The 15836-nt window shown below is 64.0% G+C and carries 14 protein-coding genes; 8 read left to right on the top strand and 6 right to left on the bottom strand.

Features of this window, described 5'->3' with window-relative positions; genetic code table 11:
• Window position 1 precedes the first annotated feature (1 nt).
• The 3 genes from trpC (at window position 2) to FFS37_RS12115 (ending at window position 2604) form a co-directional block, all read left to right on the top strand.
• Window positions 2-850, top strand: coding sequence for an indole-3-glycerol phosphate synthase TrpC (gene trpC / locus FFS37_RS12125; protein ID WP_137931179.1), 849 nt, complete (start codon window positions 2-4; stop codon window positions 848-850).
• A 66-nt stretch (window positions 851-916) separates the two neighbouring features.
• On the top strand, window positions 917-1399 hold the full coding sequence (moaC, locus tag FFS37_RS12120; protein WP_137931178.1) for a cyclic pyranopterin monophosphate synthase MoaC: 483 nt from the start codon (window positions 917-919) through the stop codon (window positions 1397-1399).
• A complete protein-coding gene (locus FFS37_RS12115; protein ID WP_137931177.1) occupies window positions 1399-2604 on the top strand; it encodes a molybdopterin molybdotransferase MoeA in 1206 nt (401 codons plus the stop codon). The genes moaC and FFS37_RS12115 overlap by 1 nt, the downstream gene beginning before the upstream one ends.
• Before the next feature lie 47 nt (window positions 2605-2651).
• On the opposite strand, the gene FFS37_RS12110 is transcribed toward FFS37_RS12115, so the two are convergent.
• On the bottom strand, window positions 2652-3482 hold the full coding sequence (locus tag FFS37_RS12110) for an alpha/beta hydrolase (RefSeq protein ID WP_137931176.1): 831 nt from the start codon (window positions 3480-3482) through the stop codon (window positions 2652-2654).
• A gap of 306 nt (window positions 3483-3788) precedes the next feature.
• Between FFS37_RS12110 and FFS37_RS12105 the strand changes: the two genes are divergently transcribed.
• On the top strand, window positions 3789-5414 hold the full coding sequence (locus FFS37_RS12105; RefSeq protein ID WP_137931175.1) for an AMP-binding protein: 1626 nt from the start codon (window positions 3789-3791) through the stop codon (window positions 5412-5414).
• A complete protein-coding gene (gene kynA / locus FFS37_RS12100) occupies window positions 5411-6247 on the top strand; it encodes a tryptophan 2,3-dioxygenase (protein ID WP_137931174.1) in 837 nt (278 codons plus the stop codon). The genes FFS37_RS12105 and kynA overlap by 4 nt, the downstream gene beginning before the upstream one ends.
• A 2-nt stretch (window positions 6248-6249) precedes the next feature.
• Here the strand turns inward: kynA and kynU are convergent, their stop codons facing one another.
• The 4 genes from kynU to FFS37_RS12080 all read right to left on the bottom strand — a co-directional run bounded on the left by kynU (window position 6250) and on the right by FFS37_RS12080 (window position 10274).
• Complete coding sequence (gene kynU, locus FFS37_RS12095; protein ID WP_137931241.1) at window positions 6250-7497, bottom strand: kynureninase; 1248 nt, start codon at window positions 7495-7497, stop codon at window positions 6250-6252.
• Window positions 7498-7515: 18 nt separating this feature from the next.
• A complete protein-coding gene (locus FFS37_RS12090; protein WP_137931173.1) occupies window positions 7516-8439 on the bottom strand; it encodes an ABC transporter permease in 924 nt (307 codons plus the stop codon).
• A gap of 5 nt (window positions 8440-8444) precedes the next feature.
• The gene (locus tag FFS37_RS12085) at window positions 8445-9224 is read right to left on the bottom strand and encodes an ABC transporter ATP-binding protein (RefSeq protein ID WP_137931172.1); all 780 of its coding nucleotides are present in this window, start codon (window positions 9222-9224) and stop codon (window positions 8445-8447) included.
• Between the two features lie 63 nt (window positions 9225-9287).
• Window positions 9288-10274 (bottom strand): ABC transporter substrate-binding protein, encoded by a 987-nt coding sequence (locus FFS37_RS12080; RefSeq protein ID WP_137931171.1) that lies wholly within the window; start codon window positions 10272-10274, stop codon window positions 9288-9290.
• Between the two features lie 154 nt (window positions 10275-10428).
• On the opposite strand from FFS37_RS12080, the gene FFS37_RS12075 reads away from it, so the two are divergent.
• The 3 genes from FFS37_RS12075 (at window position 10429) to lexA (ending at window position 13290) form a co-directional block, all read left to right on the top strand.
• Window positions 10429-11202 (top strand): GntR family transcriptional regulator, encoded by a 774-nt coding sequence (locus tag FFS37_RS12075; RefSeq protein ID WP_137931170.1) that lies wholly within the window; start codon window positions 10429-10431, stop codon window positions 11200-11202.
• Window positions 11199-12173 (top strand): threonine ammonia-lyase, encoded by a 975-nt coding sequence (locus FFS37_RS12070; RefSeq protein ID WP_137931169.1) that lies wholly within the window; start codon window positions 11199-11201, stop codon window positions 12171-12173. The genes FFS37_RS12075 and FFS37_RS12070 overlap by 4 nt, the downstream gene beginning before the upstream one ends.
• A gap of 358 nt (window positions 12174-12531) precedes the next feature.
• On the top strand, window positions 12532-13290 hold the full coding sequence (gene lexA / locus FFS37_RS12065; protein ID WP_137931168.1) for a transcriptional repressor LexA: 759 nt from the start codon (window positions 12532-12534) through the stop codon (window positions 13288-13290).
• Here lexA and FFS37_RS12060 read toward each other — a convergent pair.
• The gene (locus FFS37_RS12060; RefSeq protein WP_137931167.1) at window positions 13284-15737 is read right to left on the bottom strand and encodes a ComEC/Rec2 family competence protein; all 2454 of its coding nucleotides are present in this window, start codon (window positions 15735-15737) and stop codon (window positions 13284-13286) included. The two genes, lexA and FFS37_RS12060, sit on opposite strands and share 7 nt — an antisense overlap.
• Window positions 15738-15836: the final 99 nt, after the last annotated feature.

Raw genomic sequence — 15836 nt, 5'->3', positions numbered from 1 at the left:
GATGGCTGACATCCTGCGCAAGATCGAGGCCTACAAGCGCGACGAGATCGCGACCGCCAAGGCGCGCATCCCGTTAGCCGACATCAAGGCGCGGGCGAGCGACGCCGGCGCGCCGCGCGGCTTCCTGGCGGCCCTAGAGGCCAGGCGTGGGTCAGGAGGCTTCGCCCTGATTGCCGAAATCAAGAAGGCGAGCCCTTCCAAGGGCTTGATCCGTGCCGATTTCGATCCGCCGGCGCTGGCGCGGGCGTATGAGAAAGGCGGCGCCGCCTGTCTTTCGGTGCTGACCGATGCGCCGTCGTTTCAAGGCGCGCCGGAATTCCTTACCAAAGCGCGTGAGGCCGTGGGTTTGCCCGCCTTGCGCAAGGATTTCCTGTTCGATCCCTATCAGGTCTATGAAGCTCGCGCCTGGGGCGCGGACGCCATCCTGATCATCATGGCCAGCGTCGATGACGCCTTGGCGAGCGACCTCGAATCGACGGCATTCGAACTCGGCATGGACGCGCTGATCGAGGTGCACGACGAAGCCGAGACGGAGCGTGCGCTGAAGCTGTCGTCGCGGCTGATCGGCATCAACAACCGCAATCTCAGAACATTCGAGACCAGCCTCGATACATCGGAACGTCTCGCGGCAATGGTGCCAGCCGATCGTCTGCTGGTCAGCGAGAGCGGCATCTTCACCCACGATGATTGCCTCAGGATGCGGAAGAGCAATATCGGCACCTTCCTCGTCGGCGAAAGCCTGATGCGCCAGCAGGATGTTACCGCTGCCACGCAGCTGTTGCTGACGGGCAAGGCGCCAGATGCATCGGCCCGAAAATCGGAATCGATTTTCGGAGAGCACGATGCATAGATTGAAAGTGATAGAACGTACTTTGTGCGTCCGAATGGACGCACGTCGCCCTATGGCCCTCTGACAATGCCAGCCACCCTCACCCATCTCGGCGCGCAGGGCGAGGCCAATATGGTCGATGTCGGCGACAAGGAGGAGACGACACGCACGGCGATCGCCGAAGGTTTCGTCTCGATGCAGCCCTCGACGCTGCAAACGATCCTCGCGGGCAACGCCAGGAAGGGCGACGTGCTCGGCACCGCGCGCATCGCCGGCATCATGGCGGCGAAGAAGGCGCATGAACTGATCCCGCTCTGCCATCCCCTGCTGCTGACCAAGGTTTCCGTCGACATCGAGCCGGACCAGGGGTTGCCCGGCCTGAAAGTCACCGCGCTGGCGCGCGTCACCGGCAAAACGGGTGTCGAGATGGAAGCGCTGACTGCGGCGTCGGTCGCCTGCCTGACGATCTACGACATGGCCAAGGCCGTGGACCGCGCCATGGTCATCTCCGGCATCCGGCTGGTGGAAAAGACCGGCGGCAAGTCGGGCGACTACAAGGCTAAAGCCTGATGGCGCTCGTTCCGGTGGCGGAAGCGCTCGAGCGCCTGCTGGAGGGCGCGGCCCCGCTCGCCAGCGAAAGCGTCCCCCTTATCGAGGCCGTCGACAGGGTGCTGGCCGAACCGGTGGTGGCCCTGCGCACCCAGCCGCCCTTCAACGCATCGGCCATGGACGGCTATGCCGCCCGCGCGGCCGATGTGGCGTCGGCGCCCGCGAAACTCTCGGTGATCGGCGTGGCACCGGCCGGGCGCGGCTTTGACGGCAGGCTCGGCCAGCGCCAGGCGGTTCGCATCTTCACGGGCGCGCCCGTGCCCGACGGCGCCGACACGATAGTGATCCAGGAGAACGTGCGGGATCTTGCCGACGGCACGATCGAGGTAACGGAGCCTACGGCGGAGTGGCGCAACATCCGCCGCATCGGTCTCGATTTCTCCAGGGGTGACGTCTTGCTGGAGAAAGGCCGCATGCTTGATCCGGCAGCACTGTCCCTGACGGCTTCGGCGAACCACCCGCGGGTCAATGTGGTGAAGCGACCGCTGGTCGCCATCATCGCCACCGGCGACGAGTTGTTGCCGCCCGGCAGTGATCTCGGGCCAGACCAGATCATCTCGTCCAACGCCTATGGCGTTGCCGCCGCCGCACAGTCCGTCGGCGCGCGCGCACTCGATCTTGGCATTGCCGCCGATCGGCCGGAGGCAATCGCCGCCCTCGTCAGGAAGGCGGTCGCCGCAAACGCCGATGTCATCGTCACCCTCGGCGGTGCCTCGGTCGGCGACCACGACCTCATCCACGACGTGCTGACGGGCGAAGGCATGACGCTCGGCTTCTGGAAGATCGCCATGCGCCCCGGCAAGCCGCTGATGTTCGGGCGCCTCGGCGACATCAGGTGCATCGGCCTGCCCGGCAATCCGGTGGCCAGCCTGGTCTGCTCGCAATTGTTCCTGAAGCCGCTGCTGGCAAAACTCGGCGGCCGCGATCATCGCCAGGACATACGTCCCGCCCAGCTTGGTGCGGCCATGGCGGCCAACGACCTGCGCCAGGATTATGTGCGGGCTGTGGTCAGGGACAATGACGGCAAGCTGGTGGCGACGCCCTTCGGCATCCAGGATTCCTCGATGCTGAGAATGCTTTCGGATGCCAACGGGCTGATCGTTCGAGCGCCCTTCGCCCCCGCATCCGCCGCCGGAGATGGCTGCAGCGTTCTGATGCTGCGCTGACGGATTGCCTTATAGGCCTCTAATAACAAACCAGAAAATATTCCCTGCTATTGCGAGATCAAGGTCCGTGTCAGCGGATGCGCCGGATCGGCAAGGCCGTCGACAATGTCGTAGTGGTGCCGGTCGGGCTCGACCACGGTGCTGGTGGTGGCGCCAAGCCCGGTCCAGATGTTTGACAACAGGGCGTTCTGGCGCAGGAACTCCGAACGCTCGCCGCCGCCAGCCCAGCAAGTGATGCGAACGCCCTCCATCGGGCGCAGCAGCGCCGGGCTTTCGGCCAGGGCTTCGGCCTCATCGATTGCCAGTGCAGCGTTCATCCCGGTGCGCATGAGCGGGCGCAGGTCATGCAGGCCCGAGATGGACAGGACATGCCGTATGCGCCTTGCCACTTCGGCGCCCAGCGGCGTGGTCGTGGTAACCATGCGGCTGACGAGATGTCCGCCGGCTGAATGTCCGGCCAGCATCAGCGGCCCTCCCACCATTGCTGCCGCCGTGCTGATCGCCGCCCCCATTTCGCGCACGATGCCGGCGATGCGTATGTCAGGGCACTGCGTGTAGGACGGCATCGCCACGGCAAAACCACTGTCGACCGCGCCCTTTGCAAGGTGGGACCACAAGCTCTTGTCGGTCTCCATCCAGTAGCCGCCGTGGATGAAGACGACGAGCCCTTTCGGCGAGGTCTCCGGGAGGAAAAGATCGAACCGATTGCGCGGTCTCTCACCATAGGCGACGTCGATACGTGCCCGGCCCTGCGCCGACAGCACGTTGCGAAACGCCTGCGCTGGTTCCGTCCACGCGGCCGGCCAGCGGTCGCTGCGGGCGATGTTCGCGCCGTTGGCGTAGGCATTGTCCCAATCGGCAATGCGATGGTCGAGCATCGGCACCCTCCCCCGAAGCGGCGTCGTTCAACGCTAGCAATGGCCACCAGCATGCCACGCGTCAATGCTCCAGGCAAAAACATTTTAGGCTTGAAACAAATTTCGACTGGTGCGATCCTGCCCCAGGGTACAGCGACATGGGAGGTCCGCTGTGCCTGCCCGATCCCGTAGAAGCCGACCTGGCCGGCGGCGGTGTAAAGCGGTTGTATCCGGCGGCACGAAACTTCCCGCGAGAGACAGGAATTCAGATTTACAACCTCCGGCCGGCTGCCTGGGCGCACCGGCACCAGATAGGGTAGCGGCGACATGCTTGGGCCTTCAGCGCATATCGACACGTTCACGCGCGATCATCTGCCGCCGCCGGACCAATGGCCCGACTTCCTGCTCGACGGCTTCGACTATCCCGAACATATCAATGCCGGCGTCGAGTTGACCGACAGGCTGGTCGCGAAGGGACTTGGCGACCACACCGCGCTTATCGGCAATGGCCGGCGCCGCACCTACAAGGAGCTGTCGGACTGGACGAACCGGCTGGCCCATGCGCTGGTCGAGAATTATGGCGTCAAGCCTGGCAACCGGGTGCTGATCCGCTCCGCCAACAACCCCGCGATGGTCGCCTGCTGGCTTGCCGCCACAAAGGTCGGCGCCGTGGTCGTCAACACCATGCCGATGCTGCGCGCCGGCGAGCTCACCAAGATCGTCGACAAGGCGGAGATCACCACCGCGCTCTGCGACACCAGGCTGATGGACGAGATGACCGCATGCGCCAAGGACAGCGCATTCCTGAAGCAGGTCATCGGCTTCGATGGCACCGCCAACCATGATGCCGAACTCGATCGCGCCGCGCTCGACAAGCCGGTCACCTTCACCGCCGTCAACACCGGCCGCGACGATGTCGCGTTGCTGGGCTTCACCTCGGGCACGACGGGCGTGCCCAAGGCGACGATGCATTTCCACCGCGACCTCCTGATCATCGCCGACGCCTATGCCCGTGAGATCCTCCAGGTCACGTCGGACGACGTCTTCGTCGGCTCGCCACCGCTCGCCTTCACCTTCGGCCTCGGCGGCCTCGCCATCTTCCCCTTGCGCTTTGGTGCTGCGGCGACGCTGCTGGAACAGGCAACGCCGCCCAACATGATCCACATCATCGAAACCTATAAGGCGACCATTTCCTTCACCGCGCCGACCGCCTATCGCGCCATGCTGAAGGCCATGGACGAAGGCGCCGACCTGTCGTCGCTGCGCGTTGCCGTCTCGGCAGGCGAAACCTTGCCGGGTCCTGTCTTTGAGGAGTGGACGAAAAAGACCGGCAAGCCGATCCTCGATGGCATCGGCGCCACCGAAATGCTGCACATCTTCATCTCCAACCGCTTCGACGACAGAAAGCCCGCCTCCACAGGCAAGCCGGTGGGCGGCTACGAGGCGCGTATCGTCGACGACGAGATGCGCGAGGTGCCTCGGGGCGAGACCGGGCGGCTGGCGGTGCGCGGGCCGACCGGTTGCCGCTACATGGCCGACGACAGGCAGAAGGACTATGTGCGCGGCGGCTGGAACCTCACTGGCGACACCTTCATCCAGGACGAGGACGGCTTCTTCCACTTCGCCGCCCGCTCCGACGACATGATCGTCAGCGCCGGCTACAACATTGCGGGGCCAGAGGTCGAGGCGGCGCTCCTGTCGCATCCCGATGTCGCCGAATGCGCGGTCATTGGCGCCGAGGACGGCAAACGCGGCCAGATCGTCGAGGCGCATGTCGTGCTCGTGCAAGGCGTGATGCCCGACGCGCTGACCGTCAAGCGCCTGCAGGATCACGTCAAGGCCACCATCGCCCCTTACAAATACCCGCGTTCGGTGAAATTCATCGCCGCCCTGCCCAAGACCCAGACCGGCAAGATCCAGCGCTTCCGGCTGCGCGCGGAGAAAGTCAATTGAGCGAGCCCTACGATCCGGCGTCCGAAGGCGCGCAGATGTCGTTCAAGGAGCGGATGTCCTACAGCGACTATCTGCATCTCGAAAAAGTGCTGGACGCGCAGGCACCGCTATCATCGGCGCATGACGAGATGCTGTTCATCATCCAGCACCAGACATCGGAGCTGTGGATGAAGCTTGCTCTGCACGAGATCGGCGCGGCGATCCGCTCCATCCGCGCCGATCGCCTCGAGCCGAGCTTCAAGATGCTGTCGCGCGTCGCCCGCATCTTCGAGCAGTTGAACAATGCCTGGGACGTGCTGCGCACGATGACACCCAGCGAATACACCGAGTTCCGCGACGCGCTCGGCCAGTCCTCGGGCTTCCAGTCGTGGCAGTACCGCGCCATCGAGTTCATGGCCGGCAACCGCAACCTCGCCATGCTCGGACCGCACAAGCACCGGCCGGACCTCACTGAGCGGCTGGAAGCGATCCTGGCCGAGCCATCGCTCTACGACGAGGCGCTCCTGCTTTTGGCGCGCAACGGCTTCGACATCGGCGCCGACGCGAAGCGAACGGACTGGCGCGAGACACGCGGCGAGAACGAAGAAGTGCTGGTCGCCTGGCAAACAGTCTATCGCGACCCGCAGCGCTACTGGATGCTTTACGAACTGGCCGAGAAGCTGGTCGATTTCGAGGACTATTTCCGCCGCTGGCGCTTCAACCATGTCACCACAGTCGAACGCATCATCGGCCTGAAGCGCGGCACCGGCGGTACGTCAGGCGCGTCCTACCTCAAGAAGATGCTGGAAGTCGTTCTGTTTCCGGAGCTCTGGACGGTCCGCACCAGGCTCTGAACTCAGGTCACCGCCGTCTTGACGGCGAAACGCGCCTCCTGCCAGGCGCCGGTGCGCAATATGTCCTCCAGCACTTCGACCGCCTCCCATACGTCTCGGTACCCGACATAAAGCGGCGTGAAGCCGAAGCGGATGGTCGAGGGCGCGCGAAAATCGCCGATGACGCCGCGCTCGATCAGGGCGCGCATCACCTGGTAGCCATGCGGGTGGAGGAACGAAACCTGGCTGCCGCGCTGGTTGCCGTCGCGCGGGCTCTCGAGTTCGAGGCCGTAAGCGCCGCATCTGTCTTCGACGAGCTCGATGAAGAGGTCGGTCAGCGCGATGCTTTTCTTGCGCACCGCATCCATGTCGACATCGTTCCAGACGTCGAGCGCCCCCTTCAGGGCCCGCATCGAGAGCATTGGCTGCGTGCCGCACAGGAAACGGCGGATGCCGCTGCCGGCGGTAAAACCTTGCTCGAAGGCAAAGGGACGCACATGGCCCCACCAGCCGCTCAGCGGTTGCTGGACAACGCCATGATGGCGTTCTGCCGCATAGATGAATGCCGGCGCGCCGGGCCCGCCATTCAGATACTTGTAGGTGCAGCCGACCGCGAAATCGGCATTGGCGCGGTCGAGTTCGACCGGCAGGGCGCCGGCGGTGTGGCAGAGATCCCAGATGATCAGCGCGCCGGCATCATGGGCCTTGCGCGTCAGCGCGGCCATGTCGCGCAACTGGCCTGACTTGTAGTTGACGTGGTTGACCAGGATGACGGCGACGCGCTCGTCGATCAAATCCTCGATGGCTGGCGCGTCGACGCCCTCCAGCACCAGCCGCGTTCCTGACCGGGTCGAGGCCACGCCTTCGGCCATATAGAGGTCGGTCGGGAAACTATCGCCCTCGGCGACGATCACGGAGCGGTCCGGGCGCATGCCAAGGGCTGCGTGGAGCAGCTTGTAGATGTTGATGGAAGTCGTGTCACAGACCACCGTCTGGCCGGCGGCCGCCCCGATCAGCCGCCCAAGCTGATCGCCAAGCGCGACCGGCATGTCGAACCAGCCGGCGGTGTTCCAGGCACGGATCAGATCCTGCGCCCATTCCTGCGTCGCGGCCTTCTGCAATTCGCCGAAGACGCCGGGGGCTGCCGCGCCCAGCGAATTGCCGTCGAGATAGATGACGCCTTCCGGCAAGATGAACCGGTCGCGCATGGCGCGTAGCGGATCGGCCGCATCCATGGCTTCGACGGCCGCGAGATCGGGCGTGGCGTTCATGGTCATGACATTCCCTGTTTATTCACGGATCGCTTCGCGCGCCGGCGCCGGCCCGCGGCTGCGCTTGAGGCTCGGCAAGGCCAGCATGGCGAGCACGAACAGGCCGGTCGCAAGCTTGAGATCTGGAGGCGGCATGCCGGCGGCAAGACAGAACGAGACGAGCTGGTAATAGATAATCGCGCCGGCAAAGGGCGCCAGCAGCTGACGCCAGACCGTCTGCTTGCCGACGACCGCCTCGCCGATCATCAGCGCTGCCAGCCCGTTGATGAGAATCCCCAGGCCCATATTGACGTCGGCAAATCCCTGCGACTGCACCATCAACGCGCCGCTCGACGCCGAAAACGCGCTGGCCAGTCCGACGCCACCAATGGTCGCTGCCCAGACATTGATGCCTTGCGCCTCGGCCATGTCGGGATTGGCGCCGACGGCGCGCACGGCAGTACCCTTCTCGGTCCTGAAAAACATGTAGAGCGCCAGGAAGACGAGGAGCGCGATGGCGCCGGCGACGACGATCTTGCTCGCCGGGAAACCCGGCCGCGCGAAAGGCACCCAGTCGAAGACGGTGGGTGAACCGAACACGGAAAGGTTGGACTTGCCCATGATGCGAAGGTTGATGCTGTACAGCATCGTCATCATCAGAATACCGGCTAGAAGCGTGTGGATGCGGAAGCGCAGATGGATGAAGGCGGTGCAGCAGCCCGCCGCGAAGCCCGCGACAAAGGCGACCAGAATGCCGGTCAGCGGCGCCATTCCGGCGGCAAGCATGATGCCGCAGACGCAGCCGCCGAGCGGAAAGGCGCCTTCGCTGGTGAGATCCGGAAAATTGAGCATGCGGAACGGGATCATGATCCCGAGCACGACGAAGGCCAGGATCAGGCTTTGCGCCAGGGTGACCGGGATGATCGCGACGAAGCTCGTCAGTACGTCCTGAATGAAGCCCATGATGATCAGCTCGCCAGCAACATGCGATCGGTCTTGACCGAAAAATGGCCGATCAGATCGAGAACCGTGACCCTCGCCTTCTCCTCGCCGGTGACCTCCAGCAGGACGCGACCCGCGTCGAGCATGATCACCCGGCTGCCATAGTCGACGGCGTGCTGCATGTTGTGGGTCACCATCAGGGTGGTCAGCTTCAGCGCGTCGACGGCGCGCACCGTCGCGCGCATGACGATCTCGGCCGTGCGCGGATCGAGTGCCGCGGTATGTTCGTCGAGCAGCAGCAAATCAGGCGATCCGCCGACGGCCATGATCAAAGACAGCGACTGCCGCTGCCCGCCCGAGAGCAGATCGACACGGGTATCGAGACGATTTTCAAGACCGAGGCCCAATATCGACAGCCGCTCCTTGTAGGACGCCAGCCGTGTGGCGTTCAGCCCTTGCCGTAGCGTGCGTTTTTGACTGCGCAGATCGGCCAGCAGCATGTTCTCCGCCACGGTCATGCTGGCGGCGGTGCCGCGCATCGGATCCTGGAAGACGCGCGCCAATCTCGCGGCGCGCTTGTGCACCGGCATGTTTGTCACGTCAGAGCCATTGATCAGGATCTTGCCGGAATCCAGCACAAGAGCGCCTGAAATGGCGTTGAGCATGCTGCTCTTGCCGGCTCCGTTGGAGCCGATGACAATGCCGAACTCGCCTGTGGCCAGCGACAGGTCGAGGCCATCGAGCGCGACCTTCTCGTCAGGCTGCCCCCGATAAAACACTTTGCGCGCGGATCGGATTTCCAGCATCGTTCCTCCCTGGCCCCAAAGAGGGTGACGGCATCCGGCGCCGCCACCCTGCGCAAGCCGCTGTCAGTCGACGATGCAGCCGCAATCGGCCATCGAGGCAGGAATCTCGATGCCGAACGCCGCCATCGCCTTGCGGGAAATCGTTGCCATGTGGTCCTTGTAGGCCGGGCGCGACGGTGCGATCGTCTTGGGATCCTTGCCCTTGAGGATTTCGGCGGCGATGTTGCCGGCGTTGACTCCGACCTGCGTGTAATTGACCGCGAAGCTCGCCGGCACCGTGCCGTTGCGAACCGCGCTGTCGTCGGAGTTGACGACCGGGATGCCGGCCTGGCGGGCGGCCGCCGAGACAGCGGCGATCGCCGGCTGGATCAGGTTCGAAGCCGGGCCATAGATCACGTCGACCTTGCCGGCGAGCGAAGCAATACGCTGCTGAATGTCATTGACGTTGTCGACACCGACTTCCACGACTTCGAAGCCGGCGGCGGGTGCCGCCGCCTTGATCTTTTCGATCAGGGCGACGTCGTTGGCCTCGCCTGGATTGTAAGGCACGCCGAAGCGCTTGGCGTTCGGCAGCAGCTTCTTGGTGAAGGCCATGACAGCGGCGACGTCCTGCAGGTCGCTGGCGCCCGTCATGCCGTCGTCACCGGCGTCCCACGATGGCACCAGCTTTGCCGCGACCGGATCGGTGACGGCGGCAAAGACGATCGGAATGCCGGAGCCGGCGAGCGCCTTCTTGGCGATCTGCGAGACCGGCGTGGTGATGGTGTAGATCAGCTTCGGCTGCTCGGCCTGAAGCTTGGCGATCATCTGCGGCACAAGCGAGGCGTCGAAATTGGTGTGGCTTTCCGTGTAGACGACGTCCTTGCCCTCGACAAAACCGTTGTCGGTCAAGGCCTTCTTGAAGCCGGCTATAGAGGCGTTGAGCTGAGGATGCTCGCCGAAATTGGCGATACCGATGCGGATCTGGTCTGCCGCGGCGCTGCCGGCGCTGACCATCAATGCGCCTGCCAGGGCCAATCCCGACAGCCAAGCGGATTTCGACTTCAACATCATTTCCCTCCCAGATTTGACTAGCGCCGTTCATCGGGACGGCACTTGCCGCGATCATGGTCAGTCAGTCGGCGCGTGTCAAACATTATATATAATTCTTGCCATGCCTTCCCATCATATATAATTTCCCAGGCCCGACGATGGACGGATCGCGATGCAGGACCAGACCAATTCGACCAAGACGGAAGCGGCCTATCAGCTGCTGCGGCGCGATATCCTGACCACCCGCCTCATGCCGGGCGCGCCGCTCAAGCTGAGCGCGCTACGCGGCACCTATGGTGTTGGCTGGACGCCGCTCCGCGAGGCATTGTCGCGGCTCGAAGCCGAACGCCTTGTCACCGCCATAAGCAATCGCGGCTTTGCCGTCGCCCCGGTTTCCCGTGCCGAACTCGAGGATCTGGCGCGGGCAAGACTTGTCGTCGAGATGCCGCTGTTCCTGGAATCGATCGCAAAGGGCGGCCGCGAGTGGGAGGACGCCGTCGTCACCGCTCATTACCGGCTGTCCCGCTGCAAGACGGCGGTCGATGACCCCTCGGATGCGGCCGTCGACCAATGGGACGAGAGCCACGAGGCGTTTCACGCGGCACTGCTGAGCGCAGCGACGTCCAACTGGCTGCTGCGCTTCCGCTCGACAATCGCGGACCAATTGCGGCGGCACCATCGTTTTCTCGGCCTGGCACCGACGCTGCGGGCCGCGGCCGGCCTCAAGAACGGCTATGAGGAAGCGATGGATGCGCTGCGCGAGGCGATCGCGATCGAGCATCACACCGCGATCATGGAAGCCGCGCTCGATCGCGACATCGAACGGGCAAGGGCTTTGATGACTGCCCATATCGGCTACACGCTGCATGTCTATGTCCACACCGAAGACAATGGCGCCAATGGCTATGCCGCGCGCGCCGGCAGCCTGAAAACGGTTTCCGGATGAGTTTCGCGCCCCCTCGCCCTCCGACGCTTGACGAGATTGCGGCGGCGCGTGACCGGCTGAGTGCGTGGCTGCCGCGAACGCCGCTGCTGTCTGTCGACCTCGGCCGGGCCGACCAGCATATTTTCCTGAAGCTGGAGACGCTGTCGCCGATTGGCGCCTTCAAGGTCAGGCCGGCGCTCAATGCCCTGCTGTCGCGCGATGCCGACACGCTGAGACATGGCGTGGCGACGGTAAGTTCCGGCAACATGGCCTATGGGATGGCCTGGGCGGCACGGGCGCTTGGCATTCCAATGGCCGCCTACATGTATGCCGACGCGCCGCAGACCAAGATCGACGGCGTCCGCCGGCTCGGCGGAGACGTCCGCTTCGTCTCGCATGAGACATGGTGGCGTTACATTACCGGTGCCGAACACCCCGGCGCCAGCGAGCTTCTGATCAATCCCGTCACCGACCAAGCCGTCCTGGCGGGCAACGGCACCATCGGCCTCGAGATCGTCGAAGACCTGCCCGCAATCGATTGCGTGCTCACACCCTACGGCGGTGGCGGCATGACGACAGGGGTGGCCGCCGCGGTCAAGTCTTTGCGACCGCAGGCAAGGGCGTTCGCGGTCGAAGACGAGAATGCCGCTCCGGTCACCGCCGCTCTGGCGGCTGGACGCATCGTCGAGATCGAGACGCGGCCTTCCTTCATCAAGAGCATTGGCGGCCCGTCCCTGGTGCCCGGGCTCTGGCCGGTGGCGAAGCAGCTTATTGATGGCGCCGTCACCGTCAGCCTCGAGCAGGTCACGGAGGCCATGCGCCTCCTGTTCTCGAAAGCAAAGATCGTGGCCGAAGGCGCGGGAGCAGCGTCGCTTGCCGCCGCTCTCGGCAGCGGATACGCAACCGGCAATATCGTCTGCGTCATCTCGGGCGGCAACATCGATGCCGGCGCTTACTCGCAGGTGCTGGCCGGGGGGATACCGGTGGCGTGAGAGCATCCGGATTTCCGCGTTGCGACGGTTGGCGTTTTGGCTTCGTTTCGTTCTCGGTGGCAACAGCCTGCAGATCGAACAAACCAGCCTGATGGAGGCCTTCCGATCGATTGAGGCCAAGGTTCTTCTGGAGATAGGCCACAGGCTATTAACCAAAACAATTTCAATAGCGCGGGCGATACCGATCGCGGAAACCGCGGCGTCTCGCAAGGCGCCCGGGGTCAAATAATTTCAGCCGCCTTAACAAATTCATTAAACTTTAAACGGTTGCGGAACACAACTGGAACAGATAGGGTTTGTTCTGGGTTTGTTTTTTCGATTCTGGTGCAGACCGTCCGTTCATACCTTGGGGACCGCCATGCTGACGCGCAAGCAACATGAACTGCTGATGTTCATTCATGAAAGGCTCAAGGAAAGCGGCATCCCGCCGTCCTTTGACGAGATGAAGGAAGCGCTGGACCTGGCCTCGAAGTCGGGTATCCATCGCCTGATCACGGCGCTGGAGGAACGCGGCTTCATAAGGCGCCTGCCCAACCGGGCGCGCGCCCTGGAAGTGCTGCGGTTGCCCGATTCGATCGCGCCAGGCCTCAACGCGGCCAAGAAGTTTTCGCCGAGCGTCATCCAGGGCAGCCTTGGCCAGACCAGCCCCGGACAGGGCGGCCTCGGCCGCCAGATCAAGCCGGCGACGCCGCCGTCGCGCGTGCCCGCGGCCGGCAATGACGACGATGCCGTTTCCGCCGTGTCCATTCCGGTGATGGGCCGCATTGCCGCTGGTGTGCCGATCGACGCCATCCAGCACCAGACCCATTCGATCTCGGTGCCGCCCGACATGATCATGGGTGGCGAGCACTATGCGCTTGAGGTCAAGGGCGACTCGATGATCGAGGCCGGCATCTTCGACGGCGACACCGTCATCATCCGCAACGCCGATACGGCAAGCCCTGGCGAGATCGTCGTGGCGCTGGTCGATGAGGAAGAGGCGACGCTGAAGCGGTTCCGCCGCAAGGGCGCCTCGATTGCGCTTGAAGCCGCGAACCCGGCCTATGAAACACGTATTTTCGGGCCGGACAGGGTCAAGGTGCAGGGCAGGCTCGTCGGGCTTATCAGGCGCTATTGAGCGGGCACGGAATCCGGCTTTTCAGGCTTTTGGTAGGGTAGCAGGCCCCTCGCCTCGCGCGAAAACTTCCGCTGCTCGTGCCAGGGCCGGTACGGCTTGTTGACCGAGAATTCGATCTCGGCAGGGGTCGTTGACGATTGGCGGTCGAAGAAGATGGCGGCGCTGCCTTCGCGTGCAAGCTGCCGCTTGGTTACGACCAGAACCATCGGGTCATGGCAGGCATCATAGCCGGTGGCGTCGTTGACGACGATCAGATTGGCATATCCGCAGGCCTTCCATGTGTCCTTGCGATCTTCGACATAGGCAATGATGGCGCCTTCGGGATGGCGGGCCATGCAGAGGTCTGCAAGACAATAGAACGGTGCTCCCGCCGGCAGTTGCGCGGGATCGAAGATGTCGAACTGCCCCTCCCCGGAGCCGAAAGCTTCTGGCAGCACGATGGTCTCGGACTTCAGGGCGCGTTTCCAATTGTCGACAGTGAACTGGTTCGGACGGGCGCGGCTGACCGCGAGTTCGCCACCGCCGATCGGCAGCGCCACCAGCCTGGCGTCTTCCGAGATCAGCACATCGGGCGCGCGCGTACTCGAAACGGTCAGCAGGCCGGCAAGCGCGAAGGGTATGGCCGCCAGCCTGAGCCAGGTCGTGGCCACGGTCGCGATGATGAGCGCAATTGTTACCATGAAGACGGAGTGGTGCGAGATCAGCCCTACCGCGTCGACAGGCGAGCGCTCCGATATCCACGCCGATATGGCGATCATCGCCGTCAGACCCTTGCCCATCAAATAGAGCGCCGGCCAGTCGAGACCGAACGGCATCAACAACGCGGCGGCAACACAAAGGAACATCACGGCCGAGACGATCGGCATGATCGCCAGATTGGCGAACAGGCTGAGCGGCGAGACACGCTGGAAATGCCAGACCGCGAAGAGTGCTGTTGCACTGCCGGCAATGATGGAGGTCATTGCCAACCCGCCGGCCGTCAGCAGAAATCGATGGACCAGGAAACCGAGCGGCGATCGTTTTGGCGGCGGTGGCCTCGCCTTTCCCGCGCGGTGGTCGGCCCAGCCCGCATACGCACCCACCAGCGCCGCGGTCGCTGCGAAGGACATCTGGAAACTCGGGCCCACCACTTCGTGCGGCGACACGGCGATGACCGCAAGGGCGGAGATCGCCAGATTGCGCATTGTCAGCGCTGCCCGGTCGAACAGGACGGCAACGAGCATCACCGCCAGCATGATGAAGCTTCGTTCGGCCGCAACGACGACACCTGAAATGACGAGGTAGGCGGCGATCGAGAAGAGCGCGACAGCGGCGGCGTATTTCTTGACCGGCCGGCGCGAGGAAAAGTCCGGAAAAAGGGCGAAGGCGCCACGCATCAACATCATGACGGTGCCCGCCACCAGCGCCATGTGCAGTCCGGAAATCGAAATGATGTGGTAAATGCCGGTCCGCCGCATGGACTCGTTGATTTCATTGGGGATGCCGGCGCGCACCCCGACCATCAGCGCCGCAGCAATCTCGCCCTCGGCGCCACCGACTTGGCTTCGGATGTGATCGGCTATGTCCTGCCGGGCGTTCTCGATGGACGAGGAAAGACGCGACAGCAGCGAAGCATCATCATCGTCGGCAACAATCCTGGGCGTGCCCATGAAGAACCCGCTGGCGCCGATGCCCGAGAAATAGCTGTCAAAGGAGAAGTCGTAGCTGTCGGGACGCACCGGGCCCGTCGGCGGCAACAGCCTGGCGTAGCCGCTCACGAGCGTACCGGCTTTCATCCCGGCCGGTATCTTGACCGCGGAAATGCGGACCCGCTCCGGCGCATAGCGCAGTTTCGGCCGCGCGGTCGAAGTCACGTCGATAGTCAGCCGGATACGCCCTGTCTCCATCTGGTCCATCGCCACGATCCTGCCCGTGACCTGCGTGGCGATCTCGGAGCCCAGCATCCGTGTCCCCGCGCGCCAGGTCTCGACCTTGGCCGCGAGCACGCCAAGCGCGCACAGCAGCGCGGCGAAGAAGCACAAATGGGTTCGGGGCCAGGATCGCGATACGGCCGCACAGACCGCCAGGAGAACGGCAATGGCGATCGGCTGGGCAAAGCCAGGCTCATTGGCCAGCGAGAAATAGAAGATCACGCCCGAGGCCAGGAACACCGGCACCAGCAAAAATGCGATGCCGCGGTCAAGCTCCAGGGTCGCGGCGGAAGCCAGGCTTGCCTGGATTGCCGGCCACGAAAGGCGACCGAGATGCCGCCGCAACCGAACGAGGGGGCTGGTTTCGGAAACGGTTATGGGCGCGTCGATGACTTGCGGCAGGCGTTGATCACCCGGCCGCAGGGCCGGAGAGGCCGGCGCGGCCGGTATCGATATGGTGTTGGCAAACAGGGACCGTTCGCTGACGCCGACAACAGCGTCCTCGCCCTGATCCGAGCCCCGGCCCCTTCCAGCCATCGGGTCTGCCCCTTGCACCCTTGACGCCCTATGGTACATGAACCCGCTGTGCGGAAAAGTCCGCGAACAGCATCAGATTCAGACGCTTCCCGAGAGTTC

It is taken from the genome of Mesorhizobium comanense (genome assembly GCF_005503535.1).
Lineage (GTDB): Bacteria > Pseudomonadota > Alphaproteobacteria > Rhizobiales > Rhizobiaceae > Mesorhizobium > Mesorhizobium comanense.
This window is presented reverse-complemented; position numbering and strand designations above follow the sequence as displayed.